Here is a 20516-nt window from a genome sequence, read left to right as displayed (position 1 = left end):
TAAAATTCCAATATTCCATTATAAATCCAGTCCCTCTTTTAAAATTTCCTATAAAAAACAAGGCAGGATCTAATCCTGCCTCGCACAATTCCACATTGTTTTTTTATCGGAACATATCCAGATGATCTGTTGTATCCGATGGTTTTTTCTTCTGTCCTGCCCCCACGGCTTTCTGGATCCCCACAAATACCGCCGAACAGATAAACGCGCCTCCGATCGCCGCGCCTGCCATCCTCGCCGGCTCAGATCCCAGCCACTGGAAAACTCCTGTCTCCGTACAGATAACTGACCCTGAATTCATCAGGATATGGAGCAGTACAGGCGCTTTGAAGGAGCCCGTCTGCTCATACAGATATGCCAGCATCAGCCCCAGAAGGAACGTGTAGACCATCTGTGTGAAGCTGGTATGCATGAACATGAAAAACACGGCAGAACAGACCGCCGAGTACCAGAACCCCTGTCTTTCCCGAAACCGCTTAAACAGGATACCTCTGAACATCAGCTCTTCCGAAACCGGGATCAGTATCCCAAGCACTGCGATCTGCACCGGGATCCCCGCCCCATACATCACCTCCGCCGACTGCTGGTAGCTGCTGTCATAAAAAGCAAGCTGCGCCATTGCCATAAGGCAGGTTGCCGCAATACTGCCTGCTGCTCCCAGGAGCGCGATCATGATATATACAGAAACCGTTTTTTTCTCCGGCCGCACAACACCATATACCTTTTCCAGCTTCCTGTCTTTCAGGAAAAGGGTCACTGTAAGGATCATTGTTCCGGCTGCCGCCGCCCCCATGATCTCTACCTGATACCGCATGACAAGCTCAAACGCCGGCTCCATCGCCTTCAGCCCCGCTTCCATCAGCTCCTGCATGTCCACAGCTCTTTCCATGCCCAGCTGCATCATCGAAGCATATGCATCAGCCATATAGGGGATACTGATCACCAGGATCACAGCTGTCTGGACCACCCACTGGATCGCCAGATAAGCGAGCAGCGGACCGGCAAGGCTCCAGAACGGGCTTTTCCTCTGTATCTGATTCATAATGACATCTCCTCCGCTTTCTTCAGGATCCATGTCCTGAGTTCCGCTTCACTCCCATGTGCCGTCCCCTGGACCATCGCCGGTTTCCCGCCTCCGCGCCCGTCAAACGCAGGATTGAACTCCCGGACCACAGACCGCATATCCAGTGTCCGGCTGCCGATCACATAGCGGTAAGCTGTCTTTGGTCCATTCTCCTTTGGCTCACTGCAGCGGCAGAATACCGCACACAAAATATGCCCCCTCTCCAGCACCCGGTTCATCAGCATCCTCATGGAATCCCCTTCCATCTCATCCGGGAACAGACATACAGCTTCCTCCCCGTCAGGGACCATGTCCGCCATACAGCTGACCAGCATCTTCTCTTTCTCTCCCAGAGCATACCTCAGGTCCTCATATTCCTCTTTCAGATGTCCCACCGCCTCAGCGGTCTCGTTTTCCTTTGCGCACAGCATCGCTCCGACAGTTTTCGCCTGCTGCTGTTTTACAGCATAATCCGCAAGCGCCCTCACGCCGCACAGCATGGTCACCCTCACGCCGCCTTTGTATCTCTGGATATTTGTCAGTTTGATCACGCCGATCTCACCTGTCCGCCCCACATGAGGCGCACAGCAGGCACACCGGTCATATCCCGGGATCACAATGATCCTGACCGGGCCTTCGATCTCGATCTTGCTGCGGTATTCCATCCGTTCCAGCTCGCCCCGGGGCGGATATACGGTCTCAACTTTCAGGTTTTTCCACACCGCGCGGTTCGCCTCCAGCTCTATATCCGCCAGCTCTTCCGGCGTGATCTCTCCGCTGAAATCCATTGTGCAGTCTTCACTCCCGAGATGGAACCCCACATTCCTGTACCCGAACCGGCTGTGGACCAGACCTGACACAATGTGTTCCCCCGTATGCTGCTGCATCTTCATGAACCGTTCTTCCCAGTCCAGGCTGCCTTTCACCCGGCTCCCGGTCTCCAGCGGCGCATCCGTAAAATGGAGGATCCTGCCGCTTTCTTCCTGCACGTCCAGCACTTTCGCCTCACCGAGCATGCCGGTATCCGCATACTGCCCGCCGCCCTCGGGGAAGAAGGCGGTACGGTCCAGTTCAACCTCAAACAGTCCGTTTCCCCCCGGACAGCAGGAGACCACCTCTGCCTCAAATTCCGAAAGATGGCTGTCTTTATAAAACAGTTTTTCTGTCATTTTTTGTATTACATCCTTTCCGGCGCTTCAAATCCCAGGAGATCGATGCACGTCTCCAGGACACGTTTTGCCAGTACCAGGAGAGCGATATATCCCGCCCTCTTCTGCTCATCTTCCTCAGACAGGATCTTTGTCTCATGGTAGAACTTGTTAAATTCATTTGCCAGCTCATAGATGTAAGCGCACAGCTTGTGCGGCGCTGTCTCCGCGTATACCGCTTCGAACACATCGTTAAACTTCAGGACCTGGAGCATCAGCGCTTTCTCATATCCGTTTTCAGCCGGACGTATCCCGAGTCCTTCCAGGCTTCCGCCGTTCTCCTGATATTTATTCAGGATCGACTTAATACGCACGATCGTGTAGAGGATATAAGGTCCTGTATTTCCCTCAAAGGATGTGAACCTGTCCACATCAAATATATAATCCTTCGACGCCTGATTGGAAAGGTCGCCGTATTTGATCGCGGCGAGCCCTACTGTCTGCGCGGTCTGTTTCGCCTCTTCTTTCTCCACCGTGCGGTTGTCCATGATCTTCTTATACATTTCCTCATTGATCTCACGGATCAGGTTTTCCAGGCGCATGACGCCGCCTTCGCGCGTCTTAAAAGGTTTCCCATCCTTCCCGTTCATAGTCCCGAACCCGAGGAACTTAAGCTCTGTCTCCGGACGCACGATGCCCGTCTTCTTCGCGCAGCGGAATACCTGTGTGAAATGAAGCTCCTGACGCTTATCCACCACATAGATCACTTCATCCGGCTGATAGTCTTTCTCCCTTTCCACAAGTGTCGCAAGGTCTGTTGTATCATAAAGTGCAGCCCCGTCTGATTTCAGGATCATACAGGGGGGCACCTCCTTGTTGTCCGTCTCTTCCTGGACGTCCACCACGAGAGCTCCTTCGTCATAGCGGGCAAACCCCTTATCTTTTAACATCTGCACCATATCCGGGATATACTGCTGAGCGTCAGCCTCGCCTTTCCAAAGGTCAAACTCTACGTTCAGCCTCTCGTAGTTCTTCTTAAGATCCGCGACAGACACATTCATAATGTGGTTCCAGATCGCGCGGTATCCCCTGTAGCCATTCTGCAGGAGATAGGTAGCATGCAATGCTTCTTCTCTGTATTCTTCGTTCTCTTTCGCATATGCGCTTGCCGTCGGATAGATCTCTTCCAGCTCGCCGATCGTAAAAGGCGCTTCCTTCGGATATTCCCCTTCAAAGCTCTCGTCAAAATACGGGAGATCCGGCTGACGCTTCTTAAGCTCCGTGATGATCAGCCCCATCTGGTATCCCCAGTCGCCGAGATGGATATCCCCGATCACCTGATTGCCTTTAAAACGGATGATCCGCTTTACGCTCTCCCCGATGATCGCGGAGCGCAGGTGCCCCACATGGAGCGGCTTCGCCACATTCGGTCCGCCGTAGTCGATCATGACAGTCCTGGGATCCTTTTCATCCTCAACGCCTAACTTCGTCTCCCCTGCCATCTCATTCAGGTAAGATGCCACGCACTCAGGAGACAGCTTCAGATTGATAAATCCCGGCTTCACCACATCCACAGACTCAAAATAAGCACTGTCCTTCAGATTTGCCGCCACATCCTCAGCGATCATAAACGGTGCCTTCTTATATTTCTTTGCTCCCGCCATGGCGCCGTTGCACTGGTATTCGCACAGGTCCGGGCGGTTGGAGAGAGTTACTTTTGCAAGCTCTTCATCGTATCCCGCCTTTGCAAATGCTTCTCTCATATCTATTGTGATCAGTTCCAGCAATGTCTTCAATTTTATTTCACACTCCTTTAAATCCGTATGAATGTTATTCTACCATGTAAGCAGGCGTACAGCAAGAGCTCAATCTGTATTTGTGGGGCAGCCGACCGATTGGTTAAACGTCCGAAAACCGTCGGTATGATTCAAGACGTTTTCGCGGCGGACGGGGATATGGCTCAGGTTCCGGTTCCGTAATCTGGGAAAGACGTAAAAAGAATGGGATACGGCTAAGGACAATTCCAAAGCGGAAGATTCGCCTGCGGCTCAGGCATCCGCTTTGAAATTAACGCCGCATCCCATTCTTTTAAGTCTTTCCATCAGATTACTCCAAGTCACCGTCGCCATATCCCCGTCCGCCGCGAAAGGTGCATCAAAGGAGCGGTTTTCTGCGCACATCCGATCGGAAGGTCCCCGCAGGCAAATGCAGGATTTCAAAAGGTGGGTCAGAGGGGAGCTTCAGCGGCGGAACAGGAATTTATCCAAGACGGAAGATACTGTGGACTTTCGGGAGATGGGTTGCCTTTTGCCGGGAGAGTTCCCTTCTCGCCGCGTTTTGAAATGCTGCATTTGTCGGGGACCTTCCGTCTTGAGCAAAACCAGAAAACAGCGAAGCGCCTTTTTCGAAAACCTTTCAGCACGGGTGTGTGGGTGACTGAGGTGACTGCGGAGGGGCTTGAAAAAACTTGAAATCCGGAACTATGCGTTGAAAGCAGCGGGGGGCTTGTCTGAGCCAAAGGCAGTTGCTCCCTGCTGCTTTCGGACGTTTTACTCTGACAGAAGGCCCCCACAAATACAGATTTCCCTCTTCTCCGCATTTTCTTTCTATGCTATAATCAGATGAATGTATCGAGGGGCTGTCAGGAAACAGACAGTCCCGGCCCCGTATCCGGGGCTGCCGGAACTCACAAATATGATTGCTTTAGAAAGGGATTTCATCTATGTGGATCGCTGACAACTGGAAAGATTATGAAGTCATAGACTGTTCGAAAGGAGAGAAACTGGAGCGCTGGGGCGAATATCTCCTCGTCCGCCCGGATCCTCAGGTTATCTGGGATACTCCGAAAAAGCATATTGGCTGGAAAAAGATGAATGGGCATTACCACCGCAGCAAAAAAGGCGGCGGGGAATGGGAGTTCTTCCGCCTGCCGCAGCAGTGGCAGATCCATTACGGTCCGCTTACATTTAACCTGAAGCCGTTCAGCTTCAAGCATACCGGCCTGTTCCCGGAACAGGCGGTCAACTGGGACTGGTTTTCCGAAAAGATCCGGAGCGCCGGGCGTCCGGTCAAAGTGCTGAACCTCTTTGCCTACACAGGCGGCGCTACCCTTGCGGCAGCGGCAGCCGGAGCACATGTCACCCATGTGGACGCCTCCAAAGGCATGGTCGGATGGGCGAAAGAGAACGCGGTCTCCTCAGGGCTTCAGGACGCGCCGATCCGCTGGCTCGTAGACGACTGTGTGAAATTTGTGGAGCGCGAGATCCGCAGGGGAAATACTTATGACGCCATTATCATGGATCCTCCGTCATACGGGAGAGGTCCAAAGGGCGAAATCTGGAAGATCGAGGATATGATCCATCCTCTCATTAAACTGTGTACAAAAATCCTCTCAAAGGACGCTCTGTTTTTCCTCGTGAATTCTTATACGACAGGACTTGCCCCGGCTGTCCTGACCTATATGATCGCGACAGAGCTCAAACCGTGGGGCGGCCATGTCGTGTCCGAGGAGATCGGACTGCCTGTGACAGAGTCCGGACTGGTGCTCCCATGCGGGGCGTCCGGGAGATGGGAGCGCTGAAAGGCAGGTGTGCGGATATGAAATTAAATGTACCTATGAAATTAAATATACAAAAGAAACTTTCCGAATATTTTCTATATTTTATGCTGTACTCCATCATCGGATGGATCTATGAAGTATTTCTGGAAGTGTTCGTGTACCGCTGGGGATTTTCCAACAGAGGCGTGCTCTTCGGCCCTTACTGTATCGTATACGGAGTCGGGGCGATCGTACTCATCCTCTGTCTGTGGAAGCTGAAGGAGAAGCGCATCTGCATCGGGAAGATCCCGGTGACGCCGCTTCTGGTCTTCATCGGGATCGTGCTCATCACCACAGCTATCGAACTGGCGGCCAGCTATATCATGGAATCCACCCACGGGGAATGGCTCTGGGACTACCGCCGTTTTGCCTTTAACTTCGAGGGGCGCATCGCGCTCAATCCGAGTATCCGCTTCGGTATCGGAGGCATGGTCTTCCTGTATGTCCTTCAGCCGTTATTTAAAAAACTAACCGCAAAAATGTCTGACAGGACACTTTATACGGTCAGCCTGATCTTATTTATACTTCTGATCGCAGATGTGATCTTCACATTCTGCCTGTAATGCCAGACGGTCACACTCTGATCTTACTCATGATCTCACCGATCGGAGCGGCGATGGTCAGGTCCGCACGGACTGACCTCGCTGTTTCCGACTTGTTGATCACTGCCAGATACTTTCCCCGGAAATAATCGATAAATCCCGCTGCCGGATACACGACCAGCGAAGTGCCGCCGATGATCAGCATATCTGCCTGTGAGATCGCGCGGACCGCTCCCTGGATGGTCGCCTGGTCCAGCCCTTCCTCGTAGAGCACTACATCCGGCTTGATCATGCCGCCGCACTCACACCTTGGCACTCCGTCATAATTTTTCACATATCCCGCATCATAAAATTTCCCGCATTTCATACAGTAATTCCTGTGGATGCTCCCGTGCAGCTCGTATACATTCCGGCTCCCGGCAGCCTGGTGGAGCCCATCGATATTCTGGGTCACGACTGCGGTCAGCTTCCCTGCCTTTTCGAGTTCCGCCAGCTTCAGATGGGCAGGGTTCGGCTTCGCATCCAGCGCCATCATTTTCTCCTTATAAAATTCATAAAACGCTTCCGGATAACGCATGAAAAAAGTATGGCTCACTACCTGTTCCGGAGAATACTTATACTGCTGGTGATAAATGCCATCCGCGCTGCGGAAATCCGGTATCCCGCTCTCAGTGGAAACGCCTGCGCCCCCGAAAAATACGATCCTGCTGCTCTCATCGATCATCTCCTGGAGCTGTTCGATCTCTTTCTCATACATCTCTCTGTCATACCTCCTGTCCGGTCAGTCTGCTTTTAGGTTTCCTTTCTCTATATGCTTATCCATGATCTCCAGCATCTTCTCCCACACGATCTCTGACGTCTCAGGGATGCGCTCATTCCTTTTGCACACCTGGGACTTATGCACGCCGTGTTCTGCCCAGCTCTTTCCGTCTGACGCGTCATTTAAGAGCAGGGGCTGGAAATTATCCAGCAGATGGGCAAACTTTGCCTCTGCTGTCTCATAGGCCTCGAACTCCTCCCAGAGCGCCCGGAAATATGTTCCCTGGTCCTCAGGGAGCAGCCCGAAGATACGGTCCGCAGCCTTCACTTCCCTCTCCCTCTTTGTCACTGCCCCTGCCTCGTCATAGGCATAGGTATCCCCGGCGTCGATCTCGACAAGGTCGTGGATCAGCACCATGACCATGACCTTTGTCAGATCCGCCTCTTCCTTCATATGCTCTCCCAGTAGGATGGCCGAGAGCGCCAGATGCCAGGAATGCTCGGCATCATTTTCCTTTCTCTTCCCGTCTGCGAGATAAGTCTGACGGAAAATATTTTTCACTTTGTCCACTTCTGTGATAAAACGGATCTGCTGTTCGAGCCGTTCTTTTTCAAGTTTCATGTTTTCCTGCATTGTATTCATCTCCATTTCCTCCTCATTATACCATGCGCGCAGAAAAGGAAGCGCCGCGCAGCGGCATTTACTTTTCAATCCATGGCTCCCTGGTATAATCCCTGCGCAGCAGGGCGAAGCGGTGAAACCGCTTCGGATTGTACGAATGTACAATCATTATACCACGTGCGCAGGAAAGGAAGCGCCGCGCAGTGGAGCGGTGAAGCCGCTTCGGATTGTACGAATATACAATCATTATACCACGTGCGCAGGAAAGGAAGCGCCGCGCAGCGGAGCGGTGAAGCCGCTTCGGATTGTACGAATATACAATCATTATACCACGTGCGCAGGAAAGGAAGCGCCGCGCCAGCGGCATTTACTTTCCAAGCCGGGGGTCCCGGTATAATCCCCGCGCAGCGGGGCGAAGCGGTGAGACCGCTTCGGATTGTACGAATGTACAATCATTATACCACAATGAGGAAAAAGGAAAATCCCCTCTGTCCGGGAATTTCTTCTCAAAAAGATTTCCCGGTACAGAGAGGACTCTGTGTTCTGCTGATATGGTCTGAGCTTACAGCACTACCTTTCCGGTCGTATTGCCGTTCACTACATAGTATGCAGCGGACTCTTCCGGTTTCAGATAAAGCTGTACGTCTTTGATGTCATCTACATTGTTGTTCAGGTCATATGTCCAGATGTCTTTTACTTTCTGGAGGATCTCATCCTGTGTATACTCCTTGCCGGCGAACTGCAGGAAGATCTCTGTCCTGACCTCAGCCTTCTCATCCGCCGCCTTCTTTGCAGCTGCGGTTGTCTTCTTCGCTGTCGTTTTCTTAGCTGCTGTCTTCTTTGCCGTTGTCTTTGCTGTCGTTTTTGCTGCTGTTTTCTTAGCCACTGTTGTCTTCTTTGCAGCTGCTTTTTCTTCTGTCTTCTCTGCTGGTGTATCTACTAAAACTGCTGCTTTTGTCTCAAGCTTTTTCGTTGTGTCTTTCTTTGTCTCGATCGCTTTTGCCGGCTCTGCTTTTTCTGCTTTTGCCTCAGCTTTTGCAGGTTCTGCTTTTACAGCTTTCTCTGCCGCCTTCACCGGTTCTGCCTTTACCTCAGCTGTTTTCTTAGCTGCTGTTTTTGCTGTTGAAGTTGTCTTCTTTAATGCCATACTTGTTCCCTCCTAAAATAATACACCCAAGTATTTCCGGCATTGGCATCTGTATTGATGTCAGTGCCCCTGAATATTCAACTCAATCCTCAAAGTTCCATAGGGGATTGTACCTCATTTTAGAGGAAAGGTCAAACTTTTTTGTTTCTCATGGTAAATTTTTTTATCCGTACGCTATTCCCAGTAACATTCGTACAGTCAATTTTACATTCTATCCTTATATCCTCTGAAAAAACCGGACAGGCCCTTCAGCGTTTTTACAAGGACCGGGATTTCTTCCTCACTGAGCGTGCCGATCACTGCGTCAGTCATCTGGCGGTGATATTCCCGGTGATGTTCATATGCTCTGATCCCTTTTTCCGTAAGGCGCAGGAATATAACGCGCCGGTCCTGTTCGCTTCTCTGGCGTACCACGTATTTTTTATTCACAAGCCCGTTTACTGACGTCGTGAGAGAACCTGCCGTGATCCCCATCTTTTTCGCCACCATGGACATGGTATTCTCTCCTGTCAGGCCGATCGCTTCTATAATATGCATATCATTGTTAGTAATGTCTTTAAATTCATCCGTAATGATCGCGTCTTCTTCCAGTTTCCATATTTCATTGAACAGATTGACCAGGATATCATTGATGGTCTCACGTGGGCTCATGCATGTTCTCCTTTCTGTCAGGCAAACAGCTCCTGCACTGCGTCCCTGACGGTATCAATCTTCTCCGCCTTCCACGCTTTTGCGCCGCAGAAGAGGAGTCCCTTCTCTATATTTCCTTTTACCGCGTTGATCAGGCCGTCTGTGATACAGTACGGGATATCAGCCGGATTACATTTTGCAAGGCATCTGTGGCACGGGCTGTGGGGGATCTGGATCCCTTTTGCCACCTGCTCCATGAGCGGATTTAAGATCGCACGTCCCGGCATGCCCACCGGGCTTTTCACGATCATAATGTCTTCTTTCGAGGCATTGATATACGCCTGTTTATACCGGATATCCGCATCACATTCCTCTGTAGTGACAAACCGGGTCGCCACCTGGACGCCGTCCGCTCCCAGTCCCATCGCGCGCTTTACGTCGCTGCTGTCATAGATGCCGCCTGCCACAACGACCGGAATCTCTGTATTGTACTTTTCCGCGTAGCTCTTTACGGTGCGTATGATCTTCCGGATCTCTTCCCCATAGGTTTCGGGCGTATATTCTGCCAGCTCTTCTTTCTTAAAGCCGAGATGCCCGCCTGCCTCCGGTCCCTCGATCACGACCAGGTCCGCAGTCCTTTTGTACTTTCTGTCCCAGTATTTCAGAATGACATTTGCGGATTTGTCTGTTGACACAATGGGCGCGATCTTTGTGCGGCTTCCCGCTGTCAGCGCAGGCAGGTCCGTGGGCAGCCCTGCCCCGGAGATGATAATGTCCGCCCCTGCCCTGACTGCCGCTTTCACATGAGCCGCATGCTCTTTCAGCGCAGTCATGACATTAAATCCTATGATCCCGTCAGGGGAGATGGAGCGCGCTTTCTCCATCTCGCTTTCGATCGCCCTGAGATTCGCCTCTGCGGGCGCTCTGTCAAAGTCCGCTTCCCGGTAGCCGATCTGGGCGCTGGAGATGATGCCGATGCCGCCTTCCCTGGCAACTGCCCCGGCCAGCCTTCCCAGGCTGATGCCAACGCCCATCCCTCCCTGGATCAGCGGTATTTTTGTGATCTTCTCACCAATCCTGATATTTTTCATTTCCATCCTCACATCCTGCGGAATCTCTCATACCGCTTTTCTGTCAGCTCCGCTGCATCCATTGCGCAGTATTTTTCAAGGAACTCTCCGATCCTGCCGTCCATATCCCTGCACACGACGTCCAGGTTTTCATCCGTGAATTCCGCGGGTTCGCTGATCACCTGCTCTACAATGCCCAGGCGCTCCAGATCCTGCGCGGTCAGTTTCATGACTTCCGCCGCCTCGCTGGCTCTCTTGCTGTCCTTCCAGAGGATACTTGCAAATCCCTCGGGCGACAGGACGGAATAGATGGAATTCTCCAGCATCCATACTTCATCTGCCACTGCCATCGCAAGGGCGCCGCCGCTTCCGCCTTCGCCGATCACGACTGACAGGACCGGTACTTTCAGGCCGGAAAGCTCAAACAGATTTCTCGCGATAGCTTCCCCCTGGCCCCGCTCTTCTGCTTCAAGCCCGCAGAAAGCCCCGGGGGTGTCTACAAAGCAGATGACCGGGCGTCCGAACTTTTCCGCCTGCTTCATCAGACGGAGCGCCTTCCGGTATCCGTCCGGAGACGGCATGGAAAAGTTCCTGTCCAGGTTTTCTTTTGTTGTCTTCCCTTTTGCCTGTGCAATCACTGTCACCGGCATGCCGTGGAAGTATGCAATGCCGCCCACGATCGCGTGATCGTCCTTAAAATAGCGGTCGCCGTGGAACTCCATGAAATCCGTAAACAGTTTCTCAATGTAATCTGTCCCGACCGGGCGGTCCTTTTTCCTCGATATCTGCACTCTCTCCCATGCTGTCAGATCGCTCCTGACTGCCTTTTCCACAGACTTCTCCTCAGACGCCTCTTCCGTATCCGGCGTCTTCTTTGCACTGTGGATCTCCAGAATCTGCGCAAGGACGTCCTTCATCTCTTCTCTCTCCACAATCCGGTCTACAAAACCATGCTCCAGAAGGAACTCTGACCGTTGGAATCCTTTTGGAAGTTTCTGTCCGATCGTCTGCTCAATGACCCGGGGTCCTGCAAATCCGATCAGCGCTTTTGGCTCTGCGAGGATGATATCCCCCAGCATCGCGAAACTCGCGGTAACCCCTCCCGTAGTGGGATCTGTCAGCACAGAAATATAGAGCTGTCCCGCGTCGCTGTGCCGCTTAAGTGCTGCGGATGTCTTCGCCATCTGCATCAGTGATACGATGCCTTCCTGCATCCTCGCCCCTCCGGAACAGGTAAAGATAATGACCGGGAGCTTCTCCGCGGTCGCCCGCTCCACTGCCCTTGTGATCTTCTCTCCTACGATATGCCCCATGCTGGCCATCATGAACCTTCCGTCGCACACCCCGATCACAGCCGGATTCCCGTTGATCATGATCTTCCCTGTGACCACCGCTTCATTCAGGTTTGTATGCTCCTTTAAACGGGCAACTTTTTCTTCATATCCTTTGAAATCAAGGGGATTGACAAAGTCCATCTCCTTGTCCCATTCTTCAAACGAACCCTCATCCGCCAGCATCTCGATCCTCCGATATGCGTGGACGCGGAAATACCCGTGGCACTTCGGACAGATATAGTACCCGTTCTTCACATCCTCAGCAATGATCGCCGCGCCGCATTTGTTGCACTTGCGCAAAAGCCCGGCCGGGACTTCCGGCTTCCCGGCAGTCAGCGATATATAATGAGAACGGCTGCTGGTCTTTTTGAACATATCTTTTAATTTCATCAATTTAACCTCCAAAAGGAACAACTTTCCTGAAAGGGGTCAGACCCCTCTTAAGAGGGGTCTGACCCCTTTTGCCAATATTATCTGACAATTTACATATTTTCTATAAACTCTATATCAATATTCCCGCTTATAAAGTCTGGATGGTTCAGGATCTCATACTGATAATCCACATTGGTATCGATCCCTTCTATGATCACTTCCCCGAGGGCGCTGCGCATTTTTTTGATCGCTTCGCTCCGATTCTTTGCGTGGACGATCAGCTTCGCCAGCATGGAATCATAGTACGGGGGCACAGTATACCCGCTGTAAATGGCGGAGTCGATGCGCACGCCTTTCCCGCCGGGAAGGTACATGTCTGTGATCGTTCCCGGTGAGGGGCGGAAGTTTTTCGCCGGGTTTTCCGCATTGATCCTGCACTCGATCGCGTGTCCCGTGATATGGACGTCTTCCTGCTTATAGCTCAGAGGCTGTCCGTCTGCGATGCGGATCTGCTCCTTGACCAGATCAATGCCCGTCACCCACTCTGTGACCGGATGCTCCACCTGGATCCTGGTGTTCATCTCCATGAAATAGAAATTCCCGTTCTTTTCCAGCAGAAATTCGATGGTACCTGCATTGGTATAGTGGGCTGCTTTTGCCGCCTTCACGGCTGCCTCTCCCATTTTCTCCCTCAGTTCCGGCGTAAGAGCGATGGACGGGGACTCTTCGATCATTTTCTGATGATTCCTCTGGATCGAGCAGTCGCGCTCTCCTAAATGGATCACATTCCCGTGTTCATCCGCAAGGATCTGGAACTCGATATGGCGGGGATGCTGCACGAAATGTTCGATGTACATCGTATTGTCCCCGAACGCCATCTGAGCTTCCTTCTGCGCCGTATTGAAGCTGTTTTCAAATTCTTCCGGTGTCTCAGCCACGCGCATCCCTTTGCCGCCGCCGCCGAGGGCCGCCTTGACGATCACCGGATAGCCGATCTCAGCCGCTGCCTGCGCTCCGGTCTCTGCGTCATAGATCGGATCTTTGCTGCCCGGTATCACCGGCACGCCGGCATTGATCATCGTATTCCTCGCCTCGGATTTATTCCCCAGGCTCTGGATGACTTCTGACTTCGGACCGATAAATGTAATATTGCACTGTTCGCACAACTCGGCGAACTTGCTGTTCTCTGACAGGAACCCAAATCCCGGGTGGATCGCATCCGCCCCGGACACGAGAGTCGCGCTGATGATATTCTGCATGTTCAGATAGCTCTCTGAAGACGGCGCCGGGCCGATGCAGACAGCCTCGTCCGCCAGCTGTGTGTGCAGCGCGTCCCTGTCCGTCTCCGAATAAACCGCGACCGTCTCAATACCCATCTCGCGGCACGCCCGGATAATCCGGACTGCAATCTCGCCGCGGTTGGCGATCAATACTTTTCCAATCATCTTCTATTACTCCCCTACCATAAATGTCAGTTCCGCGCTGACAACTACCTTTCCGTCTACGTAAGCCGTCGCCTGTCCCACTCCGACAGGACCTTTGCTCTTAATGATCTTTGTCTCCAGTTTCAGCGTATCCCCCGGGAATACCATTCCTTTGAAACGGCATTTCTGGACGCCGCCGAAAAATGCGATCCTGCCCTGATTCTCCGGCATGCTCAGGATCGCCACCGCGCCCGTCTGCGCCAGCGCCTCAAGGATCAGGACGCCCGGCATCACTGCCTTCTGCGGGAAATGTCCTTTGAAGAAATCTTCGCGGTATGTCACTGCCTTATATCCGACTGCGTACTCCCCCGGAACATAATCCTCGATCTTATCGATCAGGAGGAAGGGATGTCTGTGAGGGATGATCTCCTGGATCTGCTCTACATTTAAACTATTCATAATTCCATGCACCTTTCTTTATCTGTTCATTTGCAACCCGCATGTGCTCCGCATTTCCGCCCGCACATTCCAGCTCGATTCCGCTGCTGCGCAGCTCCTTCTCGCTGTATGGCTGCCGCCATATGGCACATCCCAGGCCGTCCTCTGCAGGCCAGCCTGCACGGGCGCCCTGGCCTGTGCCGCATGTGCGGACTAGCTTATTACAAAGAGCGGCTGCCCGAACTCTACTGCCTCTCCGTTTTCCACAAGGATCTCTTTCACTATGCCCGTAAAATCGCTCTCGATCTCATTCATCAGTTTCATGGCTTCCACGATCGCGAGCACCTGACCCTCTTTCACGCTGTCGCCGACCTTAACGAAAGGAGCTGCATCCTCGGACGGAGCCGCATAAAATGTCCCTACAAGCGGTGATTTCACGATATTTCCTGCCGGGAGCGCATCTTCCGCTGTTGCTCCGCCTGCCGTCGCTGCCGCCGGAGTCTCCGCCGGTGCTGTCCCTGCCGGAGCAGGTGCGGGCGCCGCCGGAACAGAAGCTGCCGGGATAACTGCCGGAGCTGCCCCCGGTATGCCAGATGCTGCCACAGCCACCGGCGTTGGAGCAGCGACCGGTACGATCCTGTCACATGTTTTTTTCAGTGAAAGCTTTACACCATCTTCCTCATATTTAAATTCCGTAAGATCTGACTCTGACACAGCTTTGACCAGTTCTAATACCTGTTCTACTTTCATCCCGTACACCTTACCCTTCATATTTCTTTAACAACAGTGTCGCATTGTGTCCGCCGAACCCGAGGGAGTTCGTGAGCACATAGTTCACATCCTTCTCCACCGGCGCCCCGACCGCATAATTCAGATCACACTCCGGATCCACATTCTCCGTACCCATTGTCTGATGGATGAAACCATCCTGGATGCTCTTCGCGCAGACAACGAACTCCACGCCGCCTGCTGCCCCGAGCAGATGTCCGATCATGGATTTCGTAGAATTCACGACCACTTCTTTCGCCGCATCGCCGAGAGCAAGTTTGATCGCTTTTGTCTCGAACAGGTCATTGTGGTGCGTGCTCGTCCCGTGGGCATTGATATAATCAATCTGCTCCGGCTGGACGCCCGCTTCCTGCATTGCCAGTTTCATCGCCATTCCCGCGCCTTCTCCGTCTTCCGCCGGGGAAGTGATATGGTAAGCATCTGCCGTCGCACCGTATCCCACCAGCTCTGCGTAGATCTTTGCCCCTCTTGCCTGCGCGTGCTCCAGTTCCTCCAGGACCACGATGCCTGAGCCTTCGCCAAGGACGAATCCGTCCCTGTCCCTGTCAAACGGACGGGATGCATGCTCCGGATCATTTGTCGTAGACAGCGCAGTCAGAGCGGTAAATCCTGCGATACCTGTGGGGCATACAGAAGCCTCCGTGCCTCCTGCCACCATCACGTCCGCGTCACCGTACTGGATCGCACGGAACGCATCTCCGATGCAGTGCGTACCCGAAGCACAGGCTGTCACTACATTCGTACATTTTCCTTTCAGCCCGAGCTGGATCGAAATATTTCCTGCCGCCATATTCGAGATCATCAGCGGGACCATCAGCGGGTTCACCTTGTTCGGCCCCTTTGTCAGGATCTTCTCATAGTTCGTCTCCACACACTGCAGGCTTCCGATCCCGGAGCCAACGATCACGCCCACACGGAACGGATCTTCCTTCTCCATATCAAGCCCTGCATCCTCAAAAGCCTCCTTCGCAGCTGCGACCGCATACTGTGAGAACGGCTCCATCCTCTTCGCCGCCTTAAAGTCCATGCGCTCCTTCGCCACGAAATCCTTCACCTCAGCCGCGATCTGCACCTTAAACTCAGACGCGTCAAACTTCGTGATCGGTCCGATCCCGACCCTGCCTTCCTTAATCCCGGTCCAGAACTCATCCACCGTATTCCCGATCGGCGTCACAGCCCCCAGCCCGGTAACCACAACTCTTCTCTTCATCTTATCAAAACCAACCCTTTCCGAAACAGACACCAGACTGTCTGTCCCCTCCAATTCAAATTCCTGCTTTTTAAACTTGCTGCAAGAAATCCACACCCAGTCTTTTCCACTTACTCAACGTTGGGGAGGAAGCACCGCGACCTCCCCAACCCCTCTCCCGGTAAGATCGAGCTCCCTTTTTGGGCCCGCGCAGCCGGGACGGTCTGCGTTGTCACTAAGGACCGTAGAGGAACGCCGGCACTTAGGCTGCGTCCTTTGCAGCCTTAGTACCGCTGCGTTCCGGCCCGAGCGAGAGCGCGTCCGCAGGGACAACACAGACCGTCCCGGCGGACACCCCCAACCCCAAAAAGCCCTATCAATCTTACATGGCCATTCCGCCGTCTACATTGAGTACCTGCCCGGTGATATACCGCGCCTCATCCGACGCCAGGAATGCCACTGCATTTGCGATATCCTCTGTCTCTCCGAATTTCCCCAGCGGGATCTGTGCGACCGCGCCTTCTTTAACCTTATCGGACAGCACTTCTGTCATCTCTGTATTGATAAATCCGGGCGCCACTGCGTTGACTGTGATCCCGCGGCCTGCCAGTTCTCTTGCCGCTGACTTTGTCAGCCCGATCACGCCTGCCTTTGACGCAGAGTAGTTTGCCTGTCCTGCATTCCCGAGGACGCCTGACACAGACGCCATATTGATGATGCGTCCGCCTCTCTGCTTGATCATCTGCCTTGCCACAAAGCGGATACAGTTGAATGTCCCTTTCAGGTTCGTGTCCAACACTGCATCATAATCTTCCTCAGACATCTTCATCAGAAGACCGTCCCTTGTGATACCCGCATTATTTACGAGGATATCCACGCTTCCGAATTCGGCGATGATCTCTTTGAACATTTTCTCGCATGCAGCGAAATCAGAGACATTGCACTGTCTGATCTCTGCCTTCCCTCCTGCTGCCTCGATCTCCTTTTTCACTTCCTCCGCGCGTTCCTTAGATCCGTTATAATTGATCACAACCGCCGCGCCCTCTGACGCCAGCCTGATCGCCACAGCTCTTCCGATCCCGCGGGAAGCGCCTGTGACTACCGCTACTTTTCCATTTAACATAATTCACTTACCACCTTATCTACATCTTCCCATGTGCTGACATTGTAAACCTTCACATCACGGCTGATCTTTCTCATAAAGCCTGCCAGTGTCCTTCCCGGCCCGATCTCCACGAACGTGTCCACACCGTCTGCGATCATGTTCTCCACGCTCTGCTGCCAGCGCACGGAAGACGCCACCTGCTCTGCGAGCAGCTTCTTTGTCTCACTGATATCTCTCACATACTCTGCCGTCACATTTGTCACATACGGGATCTCCAGGGGAGAGAGCTCCACATTTTCCAGGACTCTTCCCAGTTCCTCGCCTGCCTCTTTCAGCATCGGGGAGTGGAACGGCCCGCTTACATTCAGAGGCATCACGCGCTTTGCACCAGCTTCTTTGAGAGCCTCAGAGGCCTTCTCCACGCTCTCCTTCCAGCCGGTGATCACGATCTGTCCGGGGCAGTTATAGTTTGCGATGGTCACGCCGTCGATCTCATCCACGACCTTCTCGATCGCCTCTCCTGTCATGCCCAGCACTGCCGCCATGGAGCCTCTGCCCCCTGGCACTGCGTTCTGCATGAGGATGCCGCGCTTTCTCACTGTAGTGACCGCGTCCTCTGTGGTCATCCCGCCCGCAGATGCGATGGCACAGTACTCGCCCAGGCTTAATCCGGCAGTCACATCCGGATCTAATCCGCGCTCTCTCAATACATGTTCCATTGCCAGGCAGACTGTCACAAGCGCGGCCTGTGTGTACTCTGTCTGGTCCAGCTTATCATTTTCTTCAAAGCATAATGCTTTCATATCTATATCCAGCAGTTCCGTCGCCTTATCGATGACTTTCCGTGCTGTTTCACTCTGTTCATAAAAATCCCTGCCCATTCCGGCTTTCTGCGCTCCCTGTCCCGGGAACATAAATGCGATCTTACTCATAGAATCCTTTTCCTCCGATCAGGTCGTCCGTCTCCTTCACCAGCTTCTGGATCAGGTCATGGCATGACATCTTCTCTTTGACCATACCCGCGATCTGTCCTGCCATCACACTTCCGGTCTTTACATCTCCCTCTACGACAGCTTTTCTCAATCCGCCGAGAGTGAGCAGCTCCAGCTCCTCAAAGGAAGCTCCTTCCTGCTCTTTCTGTAAGTATTCTTTGGTCATCTGATTCCGCAGCGCCCTCACCGGATGTCCCGTGGAACGTCCTGTCACCCTGGAATCAATGTCCCTTGCCTTGATGATCATATCTTTATAATTTTCATGAACCTGAGATTCATTCGTAACCACAAAGTGAGTTCCCATCTGCACGCCCTGCGCGCCCAGCATGAAGGCTGCCGCGATCCCTCTTCCGTCGGCGATCCCTCCTGCCGCGATGACCGGGATGCTCACTGCATCCACGACCTGCGGTACAAGTACCATAGTCGTGTTCTCACCGATGTGTCCGCCTGCCTCGGTGCCCTCTGCCACCAGCGCGTCCGCGCCGCATCTCTCCATACGCTTAGCCAGCGCAACGGATGCGATGACCGGGATCACCTTGACTCCTGCTTCCTTCCACATCTTCATGTATTTTTCCGGGGATCCGGCTCCGGTCGTAACGACTTTCACGCCTTCCTCCACGATCACTTTTGCCACATCGTCCGCATACGGACTCATGAGCATGATATTTACCCCAAACGGTTTGTCAGTAAGCTTCTTTGCTTCTCTGATCTGATCACGCACCCAGTCAGCCGGCGCACTCGCTGCACCGATCAGCCCGAGGCCGCCGGCTTCGGATACGGCGGCTGCGAGATGATACTCAGCAACCCAGGCCATTCCTCCCTGAATGATCGGATATTCGATTCCTAATAATTCGGTTACTTTTGTCTTCATACTCTACAACCTTTCTTTCTCTAAAAATCTAACTCAGTCTTATTTGTGTGCTTCCAGATATTTCACGACATCGCCGATCGTTGCGATCTGCTCCAGATCCTCAGACGGGATCTCCACCTCAAACTCTTCCTCAAATGCCATTACCATTTCAAACAGATCCAGGGAATCAGCGCCCAGGTCATCTTTGAAGCTTGTCTCCTCTGTAAGCTCTGCTGCGTCAGCGTTCAGTGATTCTGCTACGATTTCTTTGATCTTCTCTAACATGGTTCTCTTTTCCTTTCTGTGTTTAAAAATATATGTGTAATCCGGCGCTGCCGGGAATTACCTTCAAATCTGCCGGACCGTCCCGAAGACCGCCCCTTTTTCTGCTACCATTCAAACAGGCATGCCGCCCACGTAAGCCCTGCCCCAAATCCTGAGAGCATGACCTTCTCACCTCTTTTGAGCACATCCTTCCGGTTCAGCTCATCCAGCAGGATCGGCACAGTCGCCGCCGAAGTGTTGGCATATTCTTCCAGGTTCATGGGGAATTTTGAAATATCTGTCTTCAGCCGCTTTGCCACTGCCTCGATGATCCTCCGGTTCGCCTGATGGAGTACAAAATGATCGACCTCATCCAGCCTCATTCCCGCCTGATCCAGCACTTCTTCTATGATCTCCGGCACCTTGCGGACCGCGAACTTAAACACCGCCTGCCCGTCCATATGGATATAGGACTCACTGTCATTTTCTTTATCCCAGTCTTTCCGGTGTCTGCTGAGCTCTGTAAGGGCCGGACCTTTCACTCCGTCAGAATGCGCTGCCATATGGACCGGCATCCCCTCTTCTGCCCGCAGGATCACAGCGCCCGCTCCGTCTCCGAAAAGGATGCAGGTACCACGGTCTGTCCAGTCCACCAGGTTGCTCATGCTGTCCGCGCCGATGACCATGACCGTCTGATAGATGCCTGCGCTTATGTATGCCTGTGCCGTATTAAACGCAAGTACAAATCCCGTACAGGCAGCGTTCATATCATACCCCGCAGCATGGACGGCACCGATCGTTTTCTGCACTTCGCACGCCGCACAGGGGAACACCGTCTCAGAAGAGGACGTCGCGAGAATGATCAGCTCGATCTCCGCCGGATCGATCCCGCTCTGCTCAACCGCCCTCAGGGCAGCCTGACCCGCCATATAAGAAGTCGTTTCCTCCTCAATGATGTGTCTCTTTCCTATCCCGGTCCTCTCCCGTATCCACTCATCGCTTGTGTCCACGATCTTCGCAAGATCATGATTGTCCATCACACGGTGCGGAGCGTAAGAACCGGTTCCGCATATTTTTCCTACCATCATCGTTCTCCAAATCCGCCAAAATTACTTTGGCTCTTAAATACTTTGACTTTCAAAGTATATCACACTGTATCCATTTGTCAATATAATTTCTT

General features: G+C 52.9%; 21 protein-coding genes. 2 read left to right on the top strand and 19 right to left on the bottom strand.

Features of this window, described 5'->3' with window-relative positions; translation table 11 throughout:
* Positions 1-103: 103 nt before the first annotated feature.
* The 4 genes from B5G27_RS14025 to B5G27_RS16665 all read right to left on the bottom strand — a co-directional run bounded on the left by B5G27_RS14025 (position 104) and on the right by B5G27_RS16665 (position 4391).
* Entirely contained in the window at positions 104-1042 is a 939-nt protein-coding gene (locus B5G27_RS14025; protein WP_162611263.1) for a CPBP family intramembrane glutamic endopeptidase, read from the bottom strand.
* Positions 1039-2232, bottom strand: coding sequence for an alanyl-tRNA editing protein (locus tag B5G27_RS14020; protein ID WP_087179472.1), 1194 nt, complete (start codon positions 2230-2232; stop codon positions 1039-1041). The genes B5G27_RS14025 and B5G27_RS14020 overlap by 4 nt, the downstream gene beginning before the upstream one ends.
* Positions 2233-2240: 8 nt before the next feature.
* A complete protein-coding gene (argS, locus tag B5G27_RS14015; RefSeq protein ID WP_087179471.1) occupies positions 2241-4007 on the bottom strand; it encodes an arginine--tRNA ligase in 1767 nt (588 codons plus the stop codon).
* 252 nt (positions 4008-4259) lie between these two features.
* Positions 4260-4391, bottom strand: coding sequence for a hypothetical protein (locus B5G27_RS16665; protein ID WP_275533014.1), 132 nt, complete (start codon positions 4389-4391; stop codon positions 4260-4262).
* A 542-nt stretch (positions 4392-4933) separates the two neighbouring features.
* On the opposite strand from B5G27_RS16665, the gene B5G27_RS14005 reads away from it, so the two are divergent.
* Complete coding sequence (locus B5G27_RS14005) at positions 4934-5791, top strand: class I SAM-dependent methyltransferase (protein WP_087179469.1); 858 nt, start codon at positions 4934-4936, stop codon at positions 5789-5791.
* 17 nt (positions 5792-5808) lie between these two features.
* Positions 5809-6372, top strand: coding sequence for a putative ABC transporter permease (locus B5G27_RS14000; protein ID WP_162611262.1), 564 nt, complete (start codon positions 5809-5811; stop codon positions 6370-6372).
* 10 nt (positions 6373-6382) lie between these two features.
* On the opposite strand, the gene B5G27_RS13995 is transcribed toward B5G27_RS14000, so the two are convergent.
* From B5G27_RS13995 to B5G27_RS13920, 15 genes are all read right to left on the bottom strand, one after another.
* A complete protein-coding gene (locus B5G27_RS13995; RefSeq protein ID WP_087179467.1) occupies positions 6383-7108 on the bottom strand; it encodes an NAD-dependent protein deacylase in 726 nt (241 codons plus the stop codon).
* 24 nt (positions 7109-7132) lie between these two features.
* Positions 7133-7732, bottom strand: a complete 600-nt coding sequence (locus B5G27_RS13990; protein ID WP_087179530.1) for an HD domain-containing protein — start codon at positions 7730-7732, stop codon at positions 7133-7135.
* 562 nt (positions 7733-8294) lie between these two features.
* Complete coding sequence (locus B5G27_RS13980) at positions 8295-8879, bottom strand: DUF6465 family protein (protein ID WP_087179465.1); 585 nt, start codon at positions 8877-8879, stop codon at positions 8295-8297.
* 204 nt (positions 8880-9083) lie between these two features.
* Entirely contained in the window at positions 9084-9530 is a 447-nt protein-coding gene (locus B5G27_RS13975; RefSeq protein ID WP_087179464.1) for a MarR family winged helix-turn-helix transcriptional regulator, read from the bottom strand.
* 17 nt (positions 9531-9547) lie between these two features.
* Positions 9548-10600: an NAD(P)H-dependent flavin oxidoreductase gene (locus B5G27_RS13970; protein ID WP_087179529.1), complete on the bottom strand. Its 1053-nt coding sequence runs from the start codon at positions 10598-10600 to the stop codon at positions 9548-9550.
* Between the two features lie 8 nt (positions 10601-10608).
* Complete coding sequence (locus B5G27_RS13965) at positions 10609-12303, bottom strand: acetyl-CoA carboxylase carboxyltransferase subunit alpha (protein WP_087179463.1); 1695 nt, start codon at positions 12301-12303, stop codon at positions 10609-10611.
* A 92-nt stretch (positions 12304-12395) separates the two neighbouring features.
* On the bottom strand, positions 12396-13730 hold the full coding sequence (locus tag B5G27_RS13960; protein ID WP_087179462.1) for an acetyl-CoA carboxylase biotin carboxylase subunit: 1335 nt from the start codon (positions 13728-13730) through the stop codon (positions 12396-12398).
* A gap of 6 nt (positions 13731-13736) precedes the next feature.
* A complete protein-coding gene (gene fabZ / locus B5G27_RS13955; RefSeq protein WP_087179461.1) occupies positions 13737-14168 on the bottom strand; it encodes a 3-hydroxyacyl-ACP dehydratase FabZ in 432 nt (143 codons plus the stop codon).
* 192 nt (positions 14169-14360) lie between these two features.
* Entirely contained in the window at positions 14361-14897 is a 537-nt protein-coding gene (accB, locus tag B5G27_RS13950; protein WP_087179528.1) for an acetyl-CoA carboxylase biotin carboxyl carrier protein, read from the bottom strand.
* A 10-nt stretch (positions 14898-14907) separates the two neighbouring features.
* The gene (gene fabF / locus B5G27_RS13945) at positions 14908-16146 is read right to left on the bottom strand and encodes a beta-ketoacyl-ACP synthase II (RefSeq protein WP_087179527.1); all 1239 of its coding nucleotides are present in this window, start codon (positions 16144-16146) and stop codon (positions 14908-14910) included.
* A 361-nt stretch (positions 16147-16507) separates the two neighbouring features.
* Positions 16508-17248 carry a 3-oxoacyl-[acyl-carrier-protein] reductase gene (fabG, locus tag B5G27_RS13940; protein ID WP_087179460.1) on the bottom strand — a complete coding sequence of 247 codons (741 nt, stop codon included), beginning with the start codon at positions 17246-17248 and terminating at the stop codon, positions 16508-16510.
* Entirely contained in the window at positions 17242-18162 is a 921-nt protein-coding gene (fabD, locus tag B5G27_RS13935; RefSeq protein ID WP_087179459.1) for an ACP S-malonyltransferase, read from the bottom strand. The genes fabG and fabD overlap by 7 nt, the downstream gene beginning before the upstream one ends.
* On the bottom strand, positions 18155-19093 hold the full coding sequence (gene fabK / locus B5G27_RS13930) for an enoyl-[acyl-carrier-protein] reductase FabK (protein WP_087179458.1): 939 nt from the start codon (positions 19091-19093) through the stop codon (positions 18155-18157). Before fabK ends, fabD begins: the two co-directional genes overlap by 8 nt.
* A 39-nt stretch (positions 19094-19132) precedes the next feature.
* On the bottom strand, positions 19133-19357 hold the full coding sequence (locus tag B5G27_RS13925) for an acyl carrier protein (RefSeq protein WP_087179457.1): 225 nt from the start codon (positions 19355-19357) through the stop codon (positions 19133-19135).
* Positions 19358-19461: 104 nt separating this feature from the next.
* A complete protein-coding gene (locus B5G27_RS13920) occupies positions 19462-20421 on the bottom strand; it encodes a beta-ketoacyl-ACP synthase III (RefSeq protein WP_087179456.1) in 960 nt (319 codons plus the stop codon).
* Between the last annotated feature and the right edge of the window lie 95 nt (positions 20422-20516).

Source organism: Lachnoclostridium sp. An76, from assembly GCF_002161355.1.
Taxonomy (GTDB): Bacteria; Bacillota; Clostridia; order Lachnospirales; family Lachnospiraceae; genus Mediterraneibacter; species Mediterraneibacter caccavium.
Note: the sequence above shows the minus strand (reverse complement) of the source record. Positions and strands in the feature narration are given on the sequence as shown.